Below are 21,963 nucleotides of genomic sequence, written 5' to 3'. Positions count from 1 at the left end.
TGTTTTGTTTGTCCCAACTATTAATATCTCTCGAAATTAACTGTCGGATTAAATTGTGTTACGTTTGTTACTTACCTTAAATATTGCTATTTAAGTACTGTTGTTTCCATTCTTTCAAAGAACTTTAATCTCAAACTCAGCACTACTGCTTCGTTCAAAACTTTTGATCATGTCAGAGATCCGATCTCTTCAGGCCTTACTGCCTTAACACTTTCGATTTTTTTCAGCGCTTTTTGCTTCTGTCTGCTACCGTTTCCTTCGATTCGGGTTGCAAAGGTAAAGACTTTTTCGCTTATCAACCAAATGTTTTTTAGAAATATTTTTTCGTTTCCTTCTTACTAAACATCTGATTTTCAATGAGCTGTGATCGTTTTTCGATCGGGTTGCAAAGGTAACAGTTTTTACTTTCTGACCAAATTTATTTTGAAGTTTTTATCTCCTTTTTTCTTCGATCCGTACTGTTATCTTTCAATGAACTTACTTCCTTTAGAAGCGGGTGCAAATATAGGAGTAATTATGTTACTGCAAAGCTTTTTTTGAAAACAGATAGCAGATAATAGAAGGACAGGTCGTGAAACATAAGCAGACAAAGGCTTTCAGCAATTCATTTTTTTAGCGGCAGCAACTAAATAAGCATGCTAATAATTTACACGCACGAGAAACAACCCTGCCCCCGGCGCCGCAAAATCCGCTTTACTGCAGTCTTTGGCTTCTATTACCCCGCGGAATTCATCAATCGTCATACTTCCTCTTCCTACACGCACCATAGTAGCTACCAGGCCACGTACCATACCTCTAAGGAAGCGATTGGCTTTTACCTCGTAGATCAGTTGGTTGTCATGTTCATGCCATTGAGAGTACTGTATATCGCATATAAACGTCTTTACCTGGGTGTTCCGCTTGGAGAAGGAAGTAAAATCCTTGTATTCCTTAAGCACGCCAGCTGCTTCATTCAATAGTGATAGTTCCAGTTTATACGGAAAGAACCAGGCGCGATCGTTGAGAAAAGGATCTTTCTCCCGGTAAATATGATACCGGTATTCCCTCGAAGTAGCCATAAAACGGGAATGCGCATCATCTGCAACCTGCTTCAAACTTTTAGCAACAATATCGGGCGGCAGTACCGCATTGATATTATATAACAGCCTGGGAGCTATTTCGTGCGGGAAATCGAAATGAAAATAGTTCTGCAAGGCATGCACACCTGCATCGGTACGGGAAGAACCGGTTAATGCAACAGGTATCCGCAGCACGGTTTGCAGCGCCTTTTCAACTTCAGATTGAACGGTAACTACATTGTCCTGTACCTGGAAGCCGCTGTAAGCAGTTCCCTTATAAGCTAATTCCAGAAAATAGCGGGGCATAATACTCCTTAAAATTATAAACGGAGCATCGCTCTGAACCGTTTTTTATAATAATCATCAAGCAACATCGTTTCCAGTGACTGGAAATTGGTTACATCATATACAAAGGGATAAGCAGCGTCGTAGAACTTATAACGGCTTTCATCGGTATAAAACAACCTGCCCAGCTCCCTGATCTGTTCTGTTGTATAACACCTCGATTTAAAGCCTTTCCTGGCAGCAGCCACCATTTTATCGTCACCATCCTCGCTAACCATTTTCTTTTTCAGCTTTTCCATGTCTTTTGCTGCCGCCATGCCTCCTGTACAGTTCGAGTTATAGGAAACAGCTGCCACAGGCTGGCCTTCTTTTCCGGCAGCTTCTTTCTCCTCCCCTTCTGCTGCAATAGCCTTGGGCTTTTCCTTGTTTCCAGGTTTGTCTTCCGCCGTAACAGGTTCGCTGTTCTTATCTGCCGGCCTGGTATAGAAAGGATTGGAAACAGTTGTGCCGGAACCTGCTCCAGGCGCAGTTGCCGCCGGCGTATCTACAAATACAGGATCGCTTTTCTTACCTGGATCTGTTTTCTTGTTTGTTTTATTAACAGTGGCACCCTCCGTTTCTTTCGGGGCAGCAACCACCGAGTCGATCGCCCTGATCGTTGCATCCGCAGCCTCCTCCGGATCTGCTCCTGAAGGAATAAAGATCTTTACGGTATCGGCGCCTTTTGCATTGAAATCAATGAACGTATAACCAAAACCTTCTTTCCCCGCCTGTTCGCTGGCTTTGATCACTCCCTTGGTAGCCGCGGCATCCCAGGCATCTTCAGGCACCTGTGTGGCAGCAGTAGTTTCACTATCGGCAACAGGTTTGGTTTCAGCAGGCGCCGTTACCACAGTAGCCTGTTGCGCAGCAGGCGCTTTCCCCGATGTATTTGTGGCAGGATTTTTTACCGCAGCAGCAGGCTTCTGCTGTAATGTAGGATCACCCACCACCTGCGACAGCATATCGCCAAACTGGTTGCCCGCAGGCTGGGTAGCAGGCGCTGTTGCTTTTCCGGGCTGAGCGTTGGCTGCCGGTTTATTCTTTGCAGTACCGCTATTATCCGCAGGCCGGGTTTCCGTAGCCGGTTGCACACCGGACGATTTGGCCATGATCACCCCCATCGTCTGAAGGTTAAACAGCCCCCATCCCTTTTCCCCGTAATTTTTAAGGGCATACCCCATATCGGAATCTGTGATCTCGACAGTAAAAGCCTGAACAGGGTATTTATTATCCGCGAATCCAATATTAACCTGGTGTTTTCCTTTTGCTATTTTAGGCACAATAAGGTAGCCGGTTCCATTGGAACTGTATTGCGTACTGTTATCAACGGTAACCGAAAAAGGCGCTTTATTATCGGATTGAATATACATGAAATGGCTTTGCTGAGCCGCAGTGCAAAGCGTGAAGCAGCAAGCGATCAACCATAAAAAAGCTTTGATACCTGAGAATTGCAATTTCATCCTAAAAGAACGTTTTGAACAAAACTACCACAATCGAGCCACGTTTACACCTTCCATACGCAACATCCTTAATGGAAAGGCTGCCTTTAACATAAAAAAAACGGCATTCCTCCCTATCACATGGGGATGCAACATGAAAAAAACCTATTTTACCACCCTTAAAATTTTCAAATGGTAAAATTGATGTCTGCGATCTGTGTCTTGGCGTCGGTGAGCGTTTTTGCACAGAACCCTATGACAGAGGGACAACAGGATGAGAGCTGGAAGAAGATCTACAGGGCTTCTGCAACCAAACAACATGACCTGGTGCACACCAAACTGGATGTTCGCTTCAATTACGACAAGGCGTATATGCCCGGCAAGGCCTGGATAACGCTGCACCCTCATTTTTATGAAACGGATTCCTTACATCTCGACGCCAAAGGCATGACCATTGAAGAAGTAGCGTTATATAAGAACGGGAAAACAAGCAGGCTCAATTACGCTTACGACTCCATGCAGCTGCATATTAAACTGAACAAGGTTTATAAACGCGACGAGGATTATACCGTATATATCAGTTATATAGCCAAACCCAACGAGTATAAGGGAGAAGGCAGCGCCGCCATCACAGAAGCAAAAGGTTTGTATTTTATCAACCCCAAAGGAGAAGAAGCCGGCAAACCCATACAGGTATGGACACAGGGTGAAACCGAAGGAACAAGTGTATGGTGCCCTACCATCGACCACCCCAACCAAAAAACCACACAGGAAATTGCCATGACGGTGCCTTCAAAATATGTATCGCTCAGCAATGGCCTGCTGGTAAACCAGAAGAACAATACCGACGGCACCCGCACCGATACCTGGAAAATGAGCCAGCCGCATGCCCCTTACCTGATGTTTATGGGCATAGGCGATTATTCCATCGTAAAGGATAGCTATAAAGGAAAACCGGTATGGTATTACGTGGAGCCGGAATACAAAGACGTAGCACGCCGTATTTTCGGCAATACGCCGGAGATGATCGCCTTTTACTCCCGTATCCTCGACCTGGAATATCCCTGGGTTAAATATGCGCAGATGACCGCACGTGACTATGTAAGCGGCGCCATGGAAAATACAACGGCAACCCTGCATACCGATAAGTTACAACAAAATGCCAGGGAGTTGTCCGACGGTAATCAGTTTGAAGCTTATGTTGCACACGAACTGTTCCACCAATGGTTTGGCGACCTCGTAACTGCCGAAAGCTGGAGCAACCTCACCGTTAACGAAAGCTTCGCCAACTACAGCGAAGTATTATGGGATGAATATAAGTACGGCGACGACAAAGGCCGCGAAACCAATTACAACGACCTGCAGACCTATATCAATAGCAGGAGCGAATCGAAAGACCTGGTGCGGTTCCATTACAAAACGCAGGAAGATATGTTTGATGCAGTTAGCTACCATAAAGGCGGCCGGATCCTGAACATGCTGCGTCACGAAATAGGCGACTCTGCATTCTTTAGATCAATGCACCTGTACCTCACCCAAAACAAATTCAGCACCGGCGAAGCACACCAGCTGCGCCTGGCTTTTGAAGCGGTAACAGGCCAGGATCTTAACTGGTTCTTCAATCAATGGTATTTCGGAAACAGTCATCCCAAACTCGACATCAGCTATTCAAATCCCGAAGCTGGTTTTACAACAGTAACCATCAAACAGGTACAGGAAGGCAGTAAACTGTTCCGCCTGCCCGTAGATATAGATCTTTATGTAAACGGGCAAAAGACCCGCCACAGGGTATGGATCAATGGCAGGGACGACAGTTTCCGCTTCCCTGTAAGCGCCGCCCCGCAATGGATAAGCGTAGATGCAGATAAAATATTACTTGCGGAAAAAGAAGACCACCAGTCAAATGAAGCCTGGCTGTACCAGTTTAAACACGCCGCCAACTATGTCGACAGAAGAGAGGCTTTGGAATATGCGATCATGCATCCGCAGAATACTGCCCTGCAGCCTATCATCAGCTGGGGACTGAAAGACCCTTACCAGGGGATCCGCAGCATTGCCTTAAAAGGACTGGCAGGCAAAGAAGCAGATGCAGCCACCCTGCAACAGGTAACAGCCATGTCTAAAAAAGATGCAAGCCGCCTCAACCGTGCCCTCGCTATTACAGTGATCGGCGACCAGCAGAACGCAGCAAACGAAGCTTTCTTCCTGGCAGGCCTGCAGGATTCGTCTTATTCAGTAGCCGGCGCTTCTCTGGCGGCACTGGCAGAGATCAATCCCACCAAAGCCTTATCCATGCTGCCACAGCTTAAAAAGGACGCACGCGGACAACTGAAAGAAAGCATAGAAAAGATCTCCATCCTGGAAAAAACGGATGCCGACTTCGACAGTGTTTATAACAAATTCAAAGACGGCTCTCCCTACGACAAGTTCACCAGCAGTTTCGACATCATTTACTACCTCACTGTAGTAGAAGATATGGATCATTTCAAAACAGCCTTAAACAGCGTCAATGCCTTTAGTATGCAGATAGGCCCAATGGCTCCTGAATACCGCGAAGCAATCGTTTCTGAACTTAGAAAGCTGAAAAAACGTAAACAGGCAGCTAAAGCAAACAAGAACGTTCTTGCAGAACAGATAAAACTGATCGACCAGATAGTTAAATAGTTAGTAACTACTACCAACAAAAAAGCCGGAGAAAATAGTTCCGGCTTTTTTGTTTATTATATTTTTCCCTTTCGGGACGCTTTCTCCTGCATATCATATCCACCGTTCCCTCATCCCCCATTCCACAATCTGCACCTACCATCCTCCGCTGGCGCCACCGCCACCGGAGCTGCCGCCGCCGAAGCCACCGAAGCCGCCTCCGCCACTGCCGCCACCCCAGCCGCCTCCACCGCCCCAGTCGCTGCCACCGCTGCGGCCACCGCCGCCAAGCAGGCTTCCGAGAATAAAGGGAGTAAGCACATCTGAACCACGACGACTCATCATGCCACCGCCACGGCCACCGCCGCCACGGGAGCTGATGGATATGATAACGATGATAATAATAAAAATGGCAATGAACGAACCAAGAGAACTGCCCCCCTTCGCCGACTTGCGATGCCTGGGTTCCTTATATTCACCAGCCGCAGCCTTACTGAGCGATTCAGAAGCCTGTACAAAGCCGCGATAATAGTTTCCCTGTTTGAATGCAGGCCCCAGATCGTTATTGATAATACTCTTCGCAATAACATCGGGGATAGCGCCTTCCAGCCCATAACCAACTTCAATGCGGATCTTACGGTCGTTGACCGCTACCAGCACCAGTACGCCGTTATTGGTCTTCTTATTGCCAATACCCCAGCTGCGGAACAGGTTTACAGCATAGTCGTCGATAGAACCGCCGTCAAGTGTGGGAATGGTTACAATACAGATCTGGTTGGAAGTACTATCATCCAAAGCCACCAGCTTATCTTCCAGGATCTGGCGTTGCTCCGGCGACAAAACGCCGGCCTTATCTACTACCAGCCGGGGTGGGTTGGGCTTGGCAAGCAATTCCTGCGCCTTCACCTGTGCAACCATAAAAAAGATCCCCGCCAGAATATATAAAAGTCTCTTCATGCCAATAAAATCATCCAAATAGGTAATCAATAAATAGGGCTTTTTACACCACGGTGAATATCCGGCAACAGGCAACTGTTATTTCCCGAAAACAATGTCATCGGGTAACTCATTCTTATCCGTAACGCCATCGTAGGGAAAGAATTTCTCCAGCGCCTCTCCTATTTCCAGGACTACTGTAGCTATACCCTGTGCATGGTCCTCCTTATTGAAGGCGGCAAGCATATGACGCACTTCTTCCTCCCAGAACGCGGTGCCGGCCACCTTGTAAATATTTTCATCACCGAAAATGGCCAGCTGCCTGTCTTTCATGGCAACATATACCAGTACACCATTGCGTAAAGCAGTACGTTCCATCTGGAGACCATAAAAGATCTCTATAGCACGGTCAATAGGTTTTACATATTTACAATGACTCTCAATGTAAACCCTCACTTCACCGCTGGTGCTTTTTTCTGCCTGCTGAATAGCCGCAACTATTTTCGCCTGCTCTTCAGCAGAAAAAAACTGTTGCGGCTTTTTTCTGAAAAATGAAAACATTCTTATCAATAATTACTTGATGTTGAATTGAATGTCAGGATTACGTTCGCTACCCGGATCGGCTTTATAGTAAGCTTTTTCACTAAAGCCAAAGAAGCCGGCGAAAATATTGTTAGGGAAAGTTTTCACTTTAAGGTTATATCCCTCCACAGTGCCATTATAGTCCCTGCGCGCAATATTGATCCTGTTTTCAGTGCCTTCTATCTGGGTCTGGAAGTCCCTGAAAGCATCTGTTGTTTTTAAATTAGGATAAGCTTCCGCCACAGCCATCAAACGGCTGAAAGAACCCTGGAGCTGCGCCTGGGCCTGCTGGTATTGTTCCAAAGACTTGGGATCACTGATATTCACCTGAACAGAAGTGGCTTTGGATCGCGCTTCCAGCACCTCTTTCAAAGTAGATTTTTCGAAATTGGCAGAACCTTCAATGGTTTTGATAACACTGCTGTACAGGTCGGTCCTGCGCTGGTAGTTGGTTTCTACGTTACTCCAGGCTTTTTTAACACCCTGGTCGCCACCTACCAATCCGTTATAACTGGTACATCCGCACCCTCCAAGAACTAGAACAAGGGCTACAATAACAATTAGAGCAAGGTACTTCGTCTTCATATACATTTTTCCTTTTACTGGCTTAAAGATAAACTTATATTTCCTATTTCATAGCCGTGGAAGTGGAAGAATGGTTGAAAATGAGTGCCAAAAGGTCCCGGAAACTTTCATTCACCCCTAATTTTCCGGGAGTTGTTAGCAAGGCTTTCAACATTAACTAAGGGACCTTATATTTGACAAAATTATTACCTTAAACCCAACAATCATGAAAAAGGCACTATTGTCATTGGCAATTGCATGCTCATTGGCTATTTCAAGCTACGCTGCAGAAAATACAGCAGCGGCTTCCTCAGATTATGTTATCGACGACAACCAGGTAGAAACACTGTTTGCCAATAGCGCAGACGTGAGCCAGCCATCAGCAGGTCTTGTCGCAGAATTCGACCCCACCGGCACTTATACTGCTGCCGCTGTTAAAAAACAGCAAAGCGCGGTATATTATAACGACAAAAGTCCCGTTCTGGCAATCGTACTCGACTTCTTCCTGGGGGGCCTTGGTATCCACCGTATTTACCTGGGTACCGCTACCTTCACCTGGATCGGTTATATCTTAACCTGCGGTGGTATCTTCGGTATCGTGCCTTTGGTCGACTTTGTAGTACTGATCATTAACTCGGGCGACATCAGCGAATATGTTGATAATCCGAGGTTCTTTATGTGGTAGTACAAAACAATGCTTTAATAAAACAGGCCATATCGTCATGATATGGCCTGTTTTTGTTTTTGACAAACTCAAAACGAACGCAGCAATTGCAGCTTCACCTGCTCATTAAAAGCAGCAGCTTTCCGGTTATTATAGATACGCACCAGTTCCTGCGCACGGCGTACTCCCCCCAAATGAAAGGAACCTGCTATCCCCCCGCCTACAAGCCATGCCGAAATATAATGCTTCTGCTGCCAGCTGATAATACCATAATAAACACCCAACGCCTGTATGCCTATGGAAGCCAGTCCCTCTGCTGCTCTCCCCGCATAGAAATGACCACCGCCGGGAATGAAAGTAGCCAGCCAGGCAGCCTTATCTTCACTTTTCAGATGAGGCTGCCTGGCATAACAATACTGCACACTGTCACTTAAAAAACCAGCCTTGCCCGCTATAGCTGCGGCATCATCCCATCTCCTCAACTCATTTAAGGATAATATCCTAAGTAAACTTGCCCACCTCTCAACATTGGCACCGGCAAACCGTAAAACAGCACGGTCCGCAACAGCAAGCGCATTGTCGAAATCGCCCGCCAGGTAATAGGCCAAAGCCGTTTCATAAGCCAGCGCCTGCTGCAGGCTATCGGCGCTGAACAACTGCTGCACCGTTTGTATAAAACGCGGTATTTTCAGGTATTCCCGCTGCTGTTTATAACATTGTATTTTCAGGAACACAGCCTCTTCCGTAGCCCGCCCGCCTTCCTGCGCAAACAACACCCGCTCGCAGTAAACAGATGCCTCAAAGTACCTTCCCTGGCTATAAAAAGAATCAGCAATGTTCATCCAGCTATATCCCTGGGCGCTAACGATAGAGGTTGCGCAAAGGAATATGCATGTCAAATAATATCTTGTTATCATAATAAGTATTCCTTTCATGTTGCGTAACTTTTACCGACATAACACTGCCCCATATATTGGCCGTATAGAACAGGCAAAACAACGACCCGAAACCAATAAAACGGGCGCTCTTAACCCCTCCCCTGTTATACGCCTCATAAGTAAGCGCAGCCAGTGATATAACAGGCAGAAAAGAACCGATGCCCTGTTTCTTTTTACCCGCATAAATTTTCCCGGCGCCGGGAATAACGGCGCTGTAAAACCCTGCGAGAAAAGCTGATTTCTTTCTCGCCATACCAAGCTTATCGCGGTAATCGTCCATCCGCTTCTCTTCCGCCTCCATAAAATAATAAGCGTAGGAAAAGTTTTGCCGGAGCGCGTTATACTGTGCATAGTCGCGCCGCAGCAAGCTGATACCTGCCTGCTGAAAACTTACCATTTCACGGGTAAGGCTGTCGGTAGCAGGCAGCGATAACAACACCCTGCCGGCAGCCGCAGTATCCCTCATAAAAGCAAGACAATAAGCTTCAAAAAAGCGGCTTTTAGATGCCAGGTCACAGGAGTCCGATACCAGCCGGAAACGTTCTGCTGCATACGGCAGCCGTTTGGTAGAATAAGCGATCCATCCCTGCCAGTAATAAAGCGAGTCGCGCTGCGGACGCTGCAGCGCGCTGTCATGCAGCTGATCCAATACATAACTTGCCTCAGTATATAATTCCTTATCGAACAGGTAACGGGCAAAACGTATTTCAGTAGAAAAAGCAGCTGTATCGCGCAACTGGCTTATAGCGGTACCGGCAGTAAGTATAGCCGCCAGCAGCAGCACAAAACGAAACAGGAGCCTCATTATTCGTATAAGTTTAAATCGTCTTTGATAGCGCCGGTATGTTCATCCCTGTTCATAGGAGGTACATCCAGCAAAGCAATACGGTTACAACGCATAACCCTGTCGGCAGCCAGTAACATCCCTTTTACAATACCATGATCATGGATCGCATGTTTCGCAAAATTGGAACAGGTGATTTCATAAGGACAACTGCGGGCAAGCTGCAGTGTAAATACATGCTGGTACAAATACATAGCCCCCTTCATAGACAGCGACAAGGGGTTGTAAGCAGCTACAAAACTTTTGCTGCGCATGCGCAACACGCTGTTGCTGTTACCGGCACGTTTGTAATGACGCTCCTGTGCAGCACTGTAAAAATGAGTACTTCCAATCAATTCAAGATCACCGGCCGACTGCGCCTGAACTTTTATCCAAAAGCAACTGCAGGAGAAAAAAGAAACGCAAAGCACCAGCCGGCAATAGAGGAATAGCCTGGATTTAAAGGCGTTTGATTTTCGCATTGGCAGGGATCTGAAAGTTGAAATATGGACTGTTGGCCTGTTGATTCATTTTAAAATTATGAAACACAGTTTTCGAAACCGATGAATCTTTCCCCTGGAAAGTAATATCAGTGCTTGTAGCGGGAAAGCTGATATGATCGAGCGTAGTGTAGCCATAATAATACACCTTGCGAATGATAGCTCCGCCTGCATCCTGGTAGTGCATATAAACCGGGTTCTGGTCTTTATGCACCAGTTTTATCTTCTGCACCAGCTCTTTTTTTGCAGGCTTCTTCAAACGCCATTCCGATACCAGCATCTCTTTATCACGGTAAACCTTGTCCTGCACATATCCCATTTCTGTAAGCCCCATATCGGCCGCTTTACCGGAAAGAAAATAATAGAACAAAGAAGTTTGAGAGCTGAACATCGTATTCTGTGATAATATCACGGTGTTGGCGGCAGGTTCATACAACTTCACCTCTCCCTGTTTATTGGAAACAAGAACATAGTTCCTGGGAAGGGAATAATGGGTGATCATATCGCCGGACGAAGAGTAGCATACCTCTCCTTTAATGGTAACATATTTACCAGCCTTCAACTGGCGCGTCTCCATCTCGGCATAAAGTTTATCGAAGCTGTAAGGCGCAAAAGACGCCAGGAACGTAACAGCAATAGCAGCCACGGAAAGCCGTAGTAGATTTTTCATGTTGGATTCAGGTTGTTGGGTTCAGGTTCTACAGCAGCGAAAATACGAAATACAGTACCTGCCGGTAAGAAAAAATGCATTGCACTGTTCCGGTACAGGAACAGCCGCAATGCATCTGGTTTCTTTCTAACAAGTAACCGGCAATATAAAACGCCGGTCTTATTTGATAGCAGCGATACCGGGCAGTTCCTTGCCTTCGAAATATTCGAGCAGGGCACCACCGCCGGTGCTTACATAACTTACTTTATCAGTATAACCAAACTGGTTAACAGCTGCAACACTGTCACCGCCGCCTACAAGAGAGAAAGCGCCGGACTGTGTAGCTTCAGCCACGGCAGTAGCAACCGCTTTGGTTCCTTTCTGGAATTTCTCCATTTCAAATACACCCATAGGACCGTTCCAGAGAATGGTTTTGGATGATTTGATCACATTGGCGAACTGGTCGGCAGCAATAGGTCCGATATCGAGGCCCATCCAGCCATCAGGAATATTGTCGCTGGTAGAGGTAGAAGTTTCAGCGTTCGCGTCAAATTTATCGGCAATGATAGAATCTGCAGGCAGGTGAATACAAACACCTTTCTTCTCCGCTTTATCAAGCAATTCAAGCGCAGTTTGCAAACGGTCGTCTTCGCAAAGAGAGTTACCTATTTTGCCGCCTTTGGCTTTCATGAAAGTGTAAGCCATACCACCACCAATGATGATATCGGAAGCCCTTTCGAGCAGGTTCTCGATAATGAGGATCTTATCGGAAACTTTAGCACCGCCGATGATAGCGCAGAAAGGCTTCTCGGACTGGTGTAATACTTTTTCGGCGCTGGTAACCTCAGCTTCCATCAGCAAACCAAATACGCGTTGGTCGGCAGGGAAGAACTGGGCGATCACAGCAGTAGAAGCGTGCGCACGGTGCGCAGTACCAAAGGCATCGTTTACATAAACATCACCCAGTTTCGCCAATTTCCCGGCGAAGTCGGCGCCACCTTTTTCTTCTTCTTTATAATAACGGAGGTTTTCGAGCAGCAAAACCTGGCCGGGCTGAAGCGCAGCAGCTTTTTGCTGAGCGTCTTCACCAATGCAATCAGCGGTAAAGATCACTTCTTTACCCAGCAAATCGGACAGATGTTTCACCACGCGTTCCAGAGAAAAATCAGCTTTGGTAAGCTCAGGTTTCTTCTCCATGTCTTTGATAGGACGGCCCCAGTGGCTCATCAGAATAACACTGCCGCCATCCTGTAATACTTTCTTGATAGTAGGCAATGCAGCCTTGATACGGGTGTCATCGGTAATTTTTCCGCCTTTGATAGGTACGTTGAAATCAACCCTTATCAAAGCTTTTTTACCGGCAAAATTGTATGCTGAGAATTTGCTCATAAATAATTTTTCAAATGGTTCGTAAAGAAGAAAGCAAATAAAAAGCCGGAGTTTGTGGTCCGGCTTCTTATTTATTATTTGCTGATTAAGCCTGCAAAGTATTTAACGGTACGAACCAGCTGACTTACGTAGCTCATTTCGTTATCGTACCAACTTACAGTTTTCACCAGTTGAACGTCACCGGAATTGATCACTTTGGTTTGTGTACCGTCGTACAGAGAACCGTAGCTGATACCGATGATATCGGAGCTTACGATTTCGTCTTCAGTATAACCGAAGCTTTCGTTAGAGGCAGCTTTCATAGCAGCATTGATTTCTTCTGCAGTAACTTTTTTACCCAGAACAGTAACCAGTTCAGTTAAAGAACCAGTTAAGGTAGGAACACGTTGAGCAGAACCGTCCAGTTTGCCTTTCAGAGAAGGTAATACCAGGCCGATAGCTTTAGCAGCACCAGTGCTGTTAGGAACAATGTTCTGTGCAGCAGCACGGGCACGACGCAAATCACCTTTCGCGTGAGGAGCATCCTGTGTGTTCTGATCATTGGTATAAGCGTGGATGGTAGTCATAGTACCAGCAACGATGCCGAATGATTTTTCCAGAACCTGGGCCATAGGAGCCAGACAGTTGGTAGTACAGCTAGCGCAGCTGATTACAGTTTCGCTACCGTCGAGAATATCGTGGTTAACGTTGAAAACGATAGTTTTCAGATCGCCTGTGGCAGGAGCTGAAATAACTACGCGTTTAGCACCCGCAGCAAGGTGAGCTTCTGCTTTTGCTTTATCGGTAAAGAAGCCGGTACATTCCAGAACCACGTCTACATCGTGTTGTTTCCAACCGATTTCAGCAGGGTTTTTCTGTGCATATATTTTTACTTCTTCACCATTTACAGTGATTGAATTGTCAGAAAAAGTAACATCGGCATCGAAGCGACCTTGAGCGCTGTCATATTTTAACAGGTGTGCCAATACTTTAGGGCTCGTTAAATCGTTGATAGCTACTACTTCAATTCCTTCCATGTTATAGATCTGGCGAAATACCAGGCGACCAATCCGTCCAAAACCGTTGATCGCAACTTTTACTGTGCTCATGATTACAAGTTTATTGGTTTTATAAAAGCATCGCGAATTTACAGGTATTGTATGAACTGCATACAAAATTTATATCATCCCATAAGATGACAAATATCGTTCTTCAAATCATTTATGTCACTTTCCGGGATCGTTGCCGGAGATCGTGTCATTTGGACATTTTAAACAGAGCAGCCCCGGAAATTGTTGACCTTCAAAAAAAATTAACGCATCGGACAAGGTTGGAGACTTGCCGCCCTTCACTCCCGCCTCCAACAACCCATCCAGCTGAAAAGCACGCCCGTCCTGAAATACACCACTTATCCCCTTTACTGGACAGATAAGATTTATGGGGCAAAAAGTCCTTGTTTGTAACCTGCTAACTTTCTGTTATTCAAACTTTTTTCAAAAAAACTCAAATTATATTTGGAGGAAATGAAGATAACCCTATCTTTGCACTCCCAATCACGAAAAGCGTGAGGGTGAAAAGAAAAAAAATACGATGGCGCGTTGGTCAATCGGCTAAGACGCCTCCCTTTCACGGAGGAATGACGGGTTCGACTCCCGTACGCGCTACAAAAAAAAGCTTCTCATTAGAGAGGCTTTTTTTATGCCCGGATTTTTAGAGATCAATGGATTTAATTAAATTTGAGTATGCAGGAACCTAATACCAGAAATATAGCACCTGTAGTGAGAAGGGTAAAAATGAAAGAAGCCGCAGACGGCTTGAACGACCTTACCTACTGGCTATCACAGCCTGTTCGTAAAAGAGCGGAAGCAGTAACCTTTCTTATATCTCAAATGCTTACGAAAGGGCAGCGAATGAACAAGTCAGCTTTGAATAGAATAAGCCCCGCACAATGATCCTCGCAAAAGACTTCGAAGATTTTAAAACCGGACACATGGCAATATGAAGCCACTTTCAAATAAACTATTCCGGTATAACATCTTACAACCATACCGCCTGTTATACAATCCATAGTTCTGCAATACCAATGATATAACAGTAATTGGAGTCGTTAATTCAAAACAATCAGTTCATGCAGCCTCAGCTCATAGAAATTAGTTATCAGAAACAATTCAATCCCTCATAGTACCATATATCGTAAGTCCGATACAACGAACTTCTCTTTCGCATGCCTGATAACGCAGGCTATCCGTTAACAATTAAAGCTAATTTTATTTATGGAGCCACCCCTATACTATCTCAGGCACACAAGAATATGTCAAAAATCTTGATAGCTACAGGATGAAACGGTATAATACCATTTTTAAAACGATAGCTACACACCTATAGAAACAGACTGCAGCTCACTGGCAATGCTATGAACTATCGCCTCTATTCTCTTTGCTTGCTCGGCAGACGGGAACTTATACCCTCTCGCATACTGCCGCAAAAGCGTTTCATTCATCCCCGCCCGGCGAGCAATAGCAGCAATATTCAGGTATTCATGTTCCTGGAAAAACACCTGCAGATCGTACACCAGATCAAATTCCAGATTTTCTACATTAATCTTATCCCAGAACTTATCGCCTTTTCCTTCATGCTTTTTGTAATCCTCAATAAGCTCTTTCAAATTTTGCAGAACCCCCGGAATATCATCGGCCATTGTAACTGGTAAAAAATCTTTACGCCCCTCAACTCTACCAGCATAGACATCGTCGCCTTTTTCAATAATCACTTGAAGCTTCATAACGTAGAAATTTTTAAAAAGAGTTATGAAAGCCAGGTCAGGGCTATTTTAGCCCTGCCTGTTTTAGAATAGAATTAAGAGTGCCTACCGGAACATCCTTTTTACCATGATCGGGAATTACTACTATCCCCGATCTGGTTGGATGTTTGAATACTTTGTGGGAGCCTTGCTGCCGTTCAAAGTACCATCCGCTTTGCTCGACAATCTTAATCACGTCCCGTGCTTTCATGATACAAAGTAACGAAAACAATACCTACACAACAACTAATTGTATTGTTTTCGATACTTCCCTTAACAACATCAGTATAAGCGCAAAAGAGAAAGTACATAATCACATGATTTCCAGATCAAAAAATCAATTTAGCTTGATGCCTTTCGTCCTCCATGTTTTTTATCCAAAGGCTGCTGTAATTTTATTGAAGATATATAAGCCTTCATCAGTTATAGACAGTACGTTTTGGTAGTTAATTACTGTTGTAATTCTAACCAAAACTGAAGAATTTTGCATTACGGCTTAGGAAGCTTTATATTAATAAAAAGCGTATTATGAGTATTATCTGAAGCTTCAATACTCCAAGTCAATAAATCTTTGGTCCATTTTCTAATCACAGTACCCGGCGGTATATCGTCACATGGCAATTCAAAGCTTCCTTTACTCTCGTCATCTATTCCTAGTATATGGAGCAATTTGTTAACCAAGACCCTCACTTCGGCATACATATACCCGTAAATATAATCTTCACGATAACAATAAAGAGTAATATGAAGTTCGTTTTCAAATTCAACTATTTGAAAACGGTTAGCATAATTTAGATAATGTTGGGTAGATTTAAATGTTTTACAACATAAGTTCCTATTTGTGACGTCGTTAATCAGGTGCTGATTTTTTACATCGTTGATTACTTTAGTAAGAAGATTACTAGCAGCCTCCTCTTCATTAAAGTTCAAATACAGATTTAAAAAATCTGCAGACGATAAAATCTTCGTGGGAATGCCTAACAGGTGATAAGTAATGGCTGCTTTTACCTGCATCCCTTTATCATCAGTAACCAAATAATCACTAAATGATGCGAACCAGGCATGTAGTGCATCCACATTAAGACTTTCAAAATTGAATTTTTTGGGTTTACCTTTTCGACCAATTCTTTCCTGGGTAATGTTATACATTTCAAGCAATGTATAAGTATAATTAAATCTATAATAAAGATTACTTTTTTGATTTTCTGTAAGTAAGCCGTTTATAAACTCTTCAAATGTTTTCCCCATACTAGTGTCCATCAGCCGTTCATTAAAATCCATTCCCCATTTTTCAAAGCTATAATCATCCCTATTCTCATATTCTGAGATATATTTGCGCAATGCACTAAGTTCCTGTGGGTCATTTAAAAGCTTTTGCCCATAGGGCCATAGACCTCTCATAAGATCTCCCAAAGTCATACTCTCGCTATAATTGGGTAGCAATTTTTGAAAGTATTCTTTGTGGCCCCCTTCCATCTTGTCAATATTCATGTTCTGTATCAATGGACTAACTGGCATGTCATACAATAAGCCCATTGATTGTTTCAATAATTTCATAAGCCCCAGTTCATCTTCCTCGGAATCCGGAAACAAGGTATCCAAATCAAACATATTTTTTTGTCCCGCATTTCTATAAGCATCCCAGTCATATTGATTAAAACCGTAGGTAGGAGTTGTTAAACAACACACGGTTTGTTTGGACGTTATGAAGTCGTGCTTAAAATAATGATCTTTGACATACCTTTCCATTAATACCAAATCTTTCGCTGCATAGTCAGGATCAGAATCCTTTAGGTCGTTGAAGTGGGCTTCCGAAAATGTAAATACCATTTTATCCCTAAGTGTTTCGAATGCCTCTAATAAGTCTTTAGAAAAAGACGGGTGTTCTGGTTTCAGGTATCTAAAAATATTGCTATCGCAGTATACTCTAAGCATAGCTTATTAATTTGATCGATAATAATCAAAGATATTTTCTTATAATTATTCGAAGAAATAGTAAGCCGTGTAGCAGATATCATCTATCTAGGTATAAATTCTGAGAGCTTAAACAACTTATTAGTTGGGCATATTTAAAAGAAAAGCACTTTGACACGCAATTTTCTGACAACGTGAATGAATTTACATATATGTTCTGAACTTCCAAAGATATTTCGTTGTTCTGCGTGTATAAGGACATAGCTGCAGAAATGAAAATGCAGCAGACTAAAAATGGTCTTCCTAAAACCCCTCTTCATCATCCGGAGCTATTTCAGCGTTCTTAATACAAAGGAAAGTATAGGCAATGCCTGAAGCAATAAGGGCGATGATAACTGAAACTGACACAGGTAAACGGGTTTAAATAGTAAGAAAACAGCGCCCCATCAACCCGCTTGATCATGCTCGCCCTGCACAAAAAAGAGATTTTGACCGTTATACTGCAGAATAAGGGAGAAAATCAACACTTACAGGGCACTTTAATGCCCACAAATAAGGGAATACACTCACATAACAGCCCGAAAATAATTACTTACCTTAGGCCGTCCGTACTAATCTGCTATAAGACATGGATGGTATTCGCTGGCTAGAATACAAAGCTCTGTAAAAAGAAATCATTTAATACAAAATTCTTTAAATATTTATTAATGCAAGATGTAACAGATAGATTTTTAATATTTTACAACTACCTGCTGGACAAAAAAATTATTAAAAACGCATCTGACTTCACCAAAAAACTCGGCATCGCTTCTTCCGTGATGACCGAAATCAATAAAAGACGTACTGAGGTAGGCCTGAAAGTGCTGCAAGGCACCGTCAGAGAATTTGCCCATCTGGTAAACGCCAACTGGCTCCTCTCAGGCACCGGCGATATGATACCCAGGAAAGAACTCGCATCTCCTGATAGCTTCCTGCTCGACCTCTGCGCCGAAAAAGACAAAACAATTGCCGCACTGGAATACACCATCACCGTACAAAGCAAACTTATCGAACAGCTCGAACAGCAAACACAGCAATAAACCAGCCTTGCTATAACCACTTATAAAAACAGGGAATGCAAAATATCGCCCCGTTTGCTTCCCTCCATCCCCCCTGGACCTGGCGTTATCAATGCCTTCTGCCTAATAACCCCAAAACCATATCCTGTTCACACCAACGCCTCCACGCTCTTCTCCGGCAAACTCAAATGAATATCTTTGCCCTCCCCATATGTTATACCCCGCAAACAGCCCACTGCCTTGCAGGAAATCAGCCATAAAACACATCTCCGAAAAAGAACGCTTTATATAGCCGGGACAAGCCCGTTACAGAGCAGCTATCAATATGCAATGGAGCCGCAACCAGCCCGAAACATGCCCGTAATAATGCCGCATCCAACCAGTATTAAAGCAATATTCCATCTCAGCATGCGTCCCCGCCACTATTCACCCTCACCTCAAAACGAAAAAGCCGCCCTTAGCAACACTAAGAACGGCCCTCTCTATACCACTCCGCTATTTTAGTTTAATTTCCAGCACCTGCCCCTCTTCCGTTATCTCTACGAACTTCGACAGCAAATCACTATGGCTGCGCGTATAATATTCACGGGTATAATAGTTGGTGCTGCCACCGTAATTATTGTAACCAGTACCCGTATATCGGTTGTAAGAACCCGTTGTCGACCAGTTAAGCACACATTCCAGGTAGTACTTACCCGGCTTCATATCAGGAAAAGTAAATTCTCCCGCACTATTCGAAATAGCCTCCAGCCTGAAGAACCAGGCCTCTTTCGAGAGGTAGGCAAACTTCAGCTTCTTGGGATTTTCCTTTTTCTTCAATTCCAGGAATTCAAGAAAATAAGGTGTTACAGGAAACAACAGGATCTTACTGTTACGCGCATAAATGGGTTTCCCCACCTTCATACCATAACCATTTTTCGTTCGCTGAAAAGCAACCCCTTTGATAGTTCCCGTTCCTTTGGCCAATGCAGCCCTCGCGTACGACGTATCGAAAGGCGTTTTTGCCATCAGGCGAACCGTATCATCTCTTTCAGGTTGCACATACTGCGCTTTGCTTGATAAACCGGTGATAACAGCCAGAACAACCATAAAAGTATATACCAGTGTAGCGGTCAGTTTCTGTTTAAACATAGGGCGATCTTGGTTTTATTGAGGAGATTAGTTAGCTCCATTTCTGCAATTTTCTTGCCGGACTGCAAGCGGGAGCAGGTTACAGCCATGATACCGCCCCCCATGCAAAACAACATTATGGTACCTTTACAGGTAAAATAAGTGCAGATATGGGCAGAAAGATAAGACTGAGTATTTTGGATCAATCGCAGATAAGAAGAGGCAGCAACGCAAGAGAAGCAATACTTGAAAGCGTAGACCTGGTAAAACACGCCGACAAATTAGGATACACCCGTTATTGGGTTTCCGAACATCATAACTTCACTTTATTGGCCGGCTCAACGCCGGAAGTATTGATAGCCCACCTTGCAGGAGAAACAGAACGCATACGATTAGGATCAGGCGGTATCATGCTCCCCAACCACAGCGCATTGAAAGTAGCCGAAAACTTCAGGATGCTCGAAACCATCTTCCCCGGCCGTATCGACCTCGGTATTGGCCGTGCACCCGGTGGCGATCGCTATACAGCGCATGTCTTAAACCCTTCGAACGAATTCGACGAACGCGCTTTCATCCAGCAGATCAAAGACCTGCGCGGATTTTTAAACGACAGCAATGAGCCGGGAACAGTGCACGAAAAAATAAAAGCCATACCACAGGCGCCAACAGTTCCCGAACTATGGATGCTGAGCTCGAGCGGCGGTGGTAGCCAGCTTGCTTCATACTTCGGCACCGCATTGTCGTTTGCACAATTCATCAATCCCTTTGGAGGTCCCGAAGCAGTAGAGCGCTATCGCACCAACTTTAAACCATCAGCATCACTTTCAGAACCATATGCACAGGTAGGCATATTTGCCTTCTGCTCCGAAGACGAACAAAAAGTACGACGCTGGCAGATCGAAATGGATGCACGCATCCTCAACATAGAAAAAGGCTTGACAACACCTCCCCCTTCTTACGAAGAAATCCTGCAAACAGAATATACGGCAGCAGAACAAGACCGCATCCTCTATAACAGGGATCGCATGATATGCGGCACCCCTCAGCAAATGAAACAAAAACTGCAGGACCTGGCAGACAGATATGACGTAGATGAAATCATGGTAGCCACCATCTGCGACCAGCACGAAGACAGGCTGAAATCATTCGAATTGCTGGCCGGTATAGAATGGTAAAACAATAGATCGCCGAAGCAGACAGTAATGCCTTCACCGCATTCATAAAAAGATAACATTGATAGCGCAAACTACTGGAATAGATTTGTTGCCAGATAGCCACCGGCATCTGCAAATCATTATCCAGCGTGTTCACCCGTCAGCAACATACCACCCTTAACAAGGAAAACCAGGATTTTTTCAATAAGATCTACCAGCGGTATCATAAGGCTATCTATGCCAATATCTGTAAAATAATACAGGACCCGCAGGGCGTCGAAGATGTTTTCCAGGAAGTATTCATGGCTTTATGGATCAACCTGCACAAGGCAGAAAACGTTGCATCTATCGCCCCGTGGTTATTCGTGGTGAGTCACAACAAATCGATATCCTGCCTGCGCAAAAAACTGAAAGAATCTATTTTCGTTTCAGAACAGGAAGTAGCCATACTGCAAACCGCAGACACAACTATCGATCAGGAAGAGATCACCAGTCACCAGTTATCCATTATAAGAAACGCCGTGGCACAACTTCCCGATAAACGCAAAGAAGTATTCCAGCTGAATAAGTTTGAAGGAAAATCAGTAGAAGAAATAGCCTCCGAGCTCGAACTCAGCCCGGCAACCGTTAAAGAGTACCTGAAACAATCTATTCGCCTGGTAAGAACCTACCTGCAAACAGCTCCGGGGGCCTCTTCTATAGCAACAGTATTGCTGCTGTTTTTCGTCGGGTAACAATCTCACACCTGCTTCTCTCAAAAGAAGCCCTCAGCTGCCGGCCGGCTCAAAATGATAGATATTACCGCCGTGCGCAGTACATTTTATATAGATCATCTTAGGTATGCTATCCCTGAAACTTATAGTAGTTGTTTTATCACAGGATACATCATTATATTTAAACACCATGGCGCCGTTTTCTACTTTCACAGGAACGCCATCCGCACCGCCTAAATAATAAGAACCTATCAGCCTGCTTGTAACATCATAAATAAAAACCCTGCCCGTTGCACGCCGCGCTCCTTCAGACGGGCCAGCATAGTTGATAGCATTTACGATCCTCAATGTGTCTTTTGCCGTAGTCACAATATCACCCAGGTACTTCACAGCAATTTCATCTATCGCAGTGCCTTTCTTTTTGATACTGAAAAAATACGACTTATCTCTTTGCTTTTCAGTTAAAGCCTGCAGTCTGCACTTCTCATAATACGCGATAGCAGCGCCCCACTCCGCTTGCTCAACGCTGTCGTAAACACTGCCGGGCGGCGCTATAGCTGAATCAGCTGCTACAGACTGCATCGGTTGCTCGTTCACAACCTCATTACAACTAAACAGTACAACCAAAGTCATTACCAGTAAACTCCGGAATAGCATCCTGTACCTGGGAGCACGTTGATTATTTAAGGTCATAATACTTTTTTAGGGATTGTATCAAAGTTC

Annotated in this window: 22 protein-coding genes and 1 tRNA gene; 7 read left to right on the top strand and 16 right to left on the bottom strand. The window is 44.5% G+C overall.

From position 1 onward, the window contains the following. Positions 1–638 precede the first annotated feature (638 nt). Positions 639–1,364 carry a tRNA pseudouridine(38-40) synthase TruA gene (truA, locus tag ESB13_RS21365; RefSeq protein ID WP_129005729.1) on the bottom strand — a complete coding sequence of 242 codons (726 nt, stop codon included), beginning with the start codon at positions 1,362–1,364 and terminating at the stop codon, positions 639–641. A gap of 14 nt (positions 1,365–1,378) precedes the next feature. Next, complete coding sequence (locus ESB13_RS21360; protein WP_129005728.1) at positions 1,379–2,845, bottom strand: DUF4476 domain-containing protein; 1,467 nt, start codon at positions 2,843–2,845, stop codon at positions 1,379–1,381. Between the two features lie 171 nt (positions 2,846–3,016). Between ESB13_RS21360 and ESB13_RS21355 the strand changes: the two genes are divergently transcribed. Further along, complete coding sequence (locus ESB13_RS21355; protein WP_129005727.1) at positions 3,017–5,488, top strand: M1 family metallopeptidase; 2,472 nt, start codon at positions 3,017–3,019, stop codon at positions 5,486–5,488. Positions 5,489–5,623: 135 nt separating this feature from the next. Here ESB13_RS21355 and ESB13_RS24225 read toward each other — a convergent pair whose 3' ends face one another. From ESB13_RS24225 to ESB13_RS21340, 3 genes are all read right to left on the bottom strand, one after another. Continuing rightward, on the bottom strand, positions 5,624–6,424 hold the full coding sequence (locus tag ESB13_RS24225) for a TPM domain-containing protein (protein WP_129005726.1): 801 nt from the start codon (positions 6,422–6,424) through the stop codon (positions 5,624–5,626). Positions 6,425–6,502: 78 nt separating this feature from the next. Next, complete coding sequence (locus ESB13_RS21345) at positions 6,503–6,964, bottom strand: TPM domain-containing protein (protein ID WP_129005725.1); 462 nt, start codon at positions 6,962–6,964, stop codon at positions 6,503–6,505. Positions 6,965–6,976: 12 nt separating this feature from the next. Next, positions 6,977–7,570: a LemA family protein gene (locus ESB13_RS21340; RefSeq protein ID WP_129005724.1), complete on the bottom strand. Its 594-nt coding sequence runs from the start codon at positions 7,568–7,570 to the stop codon at positions 6,977–6,979. Between the two features lie 205 nt (positions 7,571–7,775). Here ESB13_RS21340 and ESB13_RS21335 point away from each other — a divergent pair, with 205 nt between their 5' ends. Beyond that, positions 7,776–8,234 carry a TM2 domain-containing protein gene (locus tag ESB13_RS21335; protein WP_129005723.1) on the top strand — a complete coding sequence of 153 codons (459 nt, stop codon included), beginning with the start codon at positions 7,776–7,778 and terminating at the stop codon, positions 8,232–8,234. A gap of 68 nt (positions 8,235–8,302) precedes the next feature. Here ESB13_RS21335 and ESB13_RS21330 read toward each other — a convergent pair whose 3' ends face one another. The 6 genes from ESB13_RS21330 to gap all read right to left on the bottom strand — a co-directional run bounded on the left by ESB13_RS21330 (position 8,303) and on the right by gap (position 13,600). Next, on the bottom strand, positions 8,303–9,112 hold the full coding sequence (locus tag ESB13_RS21330) for a tetratricopeptide repeat protein (protein ID WP_129005722.1): 810 nt from the start codon (positions 9,110–9,112) through the stop codon (positions 8,303–8,305). After that, positions 9,075–9,956 (bottom strand): hypothetical protein, encoded by an 882-nt coding sequence (locus tag ESB13_RS21325; protein ID WP_129005721.1) that lies wholly within the window; start codon positions 9,954–9,956, stop codon positions 9,075–9,077. The genes ESB13_RS21330 and ESB13_RS21325 overlap by 38 nt, the downstream gene beginning before the upstream one ends. Beyond that, entirely contained in the window at positions 9,956–10,456 is a 501-nt protein-coding gene (gene yidD, locus ESB13_RS21320; protein ID WP_129005720.1) for a membrane protein insertion efficiency factor YidD, read from the bottom strand. Before yidD ends, ESB13_RS21325 begins: the two co-directional genes overlap by 1 nt. Continuing rightward, the gene (locus ESB13_RS21315; RefSeq protein ID WP_129005719.1) at positions 10,434–11,144 is read right to left on the bottom strand and encodes a LolA family protein; all 711 of its coding nucleotides are present in this window, start codon (positions 11,142–11,144) and stop codon (positions 10,434–10,436) included. Before ESB13_RS21315 ends, yidD begins: the two co-directional genes overlap by 23 nt. A gap of 159 nt (positions 11,145–11,303) precedes the next feature. After that, complete coding sequence (locus ESB13_RS21310; protein ID WP_129005718.1) at positions 11,304–12,512, bottom strand: phosphoglycerate kinase; 1,209 nt, start codon at positions 12,510–12,512, stop codon at positions 11,304–11,306. Between the two features lie 74 nt (positions 12,513–12,586). After that, positions 12,587–13,600, bottom strand: a complete 1,014-nt coding sequence (gene gap / locus ESB13_RS21305; RefSeq protein WP_129005717.1) for a type I glyceraldehyde-3-phosphate dehydrogenase — start codon at positions 13,598–13,600, stop codon at positions 12,587–12,589. Positions 13,601–14,083: 483 nt separating this feature from the next. On the opposite strand from gap, the gene ESB13_RS21300 reads away from it, so the two are divergent. Beyond that, positions 14,084–14,155 (top strand) — tRNA-Glu (locus tag ESB13_RS21300). A gap of 78 nt (positions 14,156–14,233) precedes the next feature. Continuing rightward, positions 14,234–14,443: a hypothetical protein gene (locus ESB13_RS21295; RefSeq protein ID WP_129005716.1), complete on the top strand. Its 210-nt coding sequence runs from the start codon at positions 14,234–14,236 to the stop codon at positions 14,441–14,443. A 419-nt stretch (positions 14,444–14,862) separates the two neighbouring features. Here ESB13_RS21295 and ESB13_RS21290 read toward each other — a convergent pair whose 3' ends face one another. The 3 genes from ESB13_RS21290 to ESB13_RS21280 form a co-directional block, all read right to left on the bottom strand. Then, the gene (locus ESB13_RS21290) at positions 14,863–15,273 is read right to left on the bottom strand and encodes a MerR family transcriptional regulator (protein ID WP_129005715.1); all 411 of its coding nucleotides are present in this window, start codon (positions 15,271–15,273) and stop codon (positions 14,863–14,865) included. Positions 15,274–15,316: 43 nt separating this feature from the next. After that, the gene (locus ESB13_RS24335) at positions 15,317–15,502 is read right to left on the bottom strand and encodes a type II toxin-antitoxin system HicA family toxin (RefSeq protein WP_129005714.1); all 186 of its coding nucleotides are present in this window, start codon (positions 15,500–15,502) and stop codon (positions 15,317–15,319) included. Between the two features lie 278 nt (positions 15,503–15,780). Continuing rightward, positions 15,781–17,226, bottom strand: coding sequence for a hypothetical protein (locus ESB13_RS21280; protein ID WP_129005713.1), 1,446 nt, complete (start codon positions 17,224–17,226; stop codon positions 15,781–15,783). A gap of 686 nt (positions 17,227–17,912) precedes the next feature. Between ESB13_RS21280 and ESB13_RS21275 the strand changes: the two genes are divergently transcribed. Further along, the gene (locus ESB13_RS21275) at positions 17,913–18,284 is read left to right on the top strand and encodes a hypothetical protein (protein ID WP_129005712.1); all 372 of its coding nucleotides are present in this window, start codon (positions 17,913–17,915) and stop codon (positions 18,282–18,284) included. A 474-nt stretch (positions 18,285–18,758) separates the two neighbouring features. On the opposite strand, the gene ESB13_RS21270 is transcribed toward ESB13_RS21275, so the two are convergent. After that, complete coding sequence (locus ESB13_RS21270; RefSeq protein ID WP_220399735.1) at positions 18,759–19,394, bottom strand: hypothetical protein; 636 nt, start codon at positions 19,392–19,394, stop codon at positions 18,759–18,761. Positions 19,395–19,543: 149 nt separating this feature from the next. Between ESB13_RS21270 and ESB13_RS21265 the strand changes: the two genes are divergently transcribed. Then, on the top strand, positions 19,544–20,548 hold the full coding sequence (locus ESB13_RS21265; protein ID WP_129005711.1) for an LLM class flavin-dependent oxidoreductase: 1,005 nt from the start codon (positions 19,544–19,546) through the stop codon (positions 20,546–20,548). A gap of 128 nt (positions 20,549–20,676) precedes the next feature. Further along, positions 20,677–21,261, top strand: coding sequence for an RNA polymerase sigma factor (locus tag ESB13_RS21260; RefSeq protein WP_164974303.1), 585 nt, complete (start codon positions 20,677–20,679; stop codon positions 21,259–21,261). Positions 21,262–21,294: 33 nt separating this feature from the next. Here ESB13_RS21260 and ESB13_RS21255 read toward each other — a convergent pair whose 3' ends face one another. Beyond that, positions 21,295–21,933: a hypothetical protein gene (locus tag ESB13_RS21255; RefSeq protein WP_129005709.1), complete on the bottom strand. Its 639-nt coding sequence runs from the start codon at positions 21,931–21,933 to the stop codon at positions 21,295–21,297. Positions 21,934–21,963: the final 30 nt, after the last annotated feature.

Origin of the sequence: Filimonas effusa (assembly GCF_004118675.1) — a bacterium.
Lineage (GTDB): Bacteria > Bacteroidota > Bacteroidia > Chitinophagales > Chitinophagaceae > Filimonas > Filimonas effusa.
This window is presented reverse-complemented; position numbering and strand designations above follow the sequence as displayed.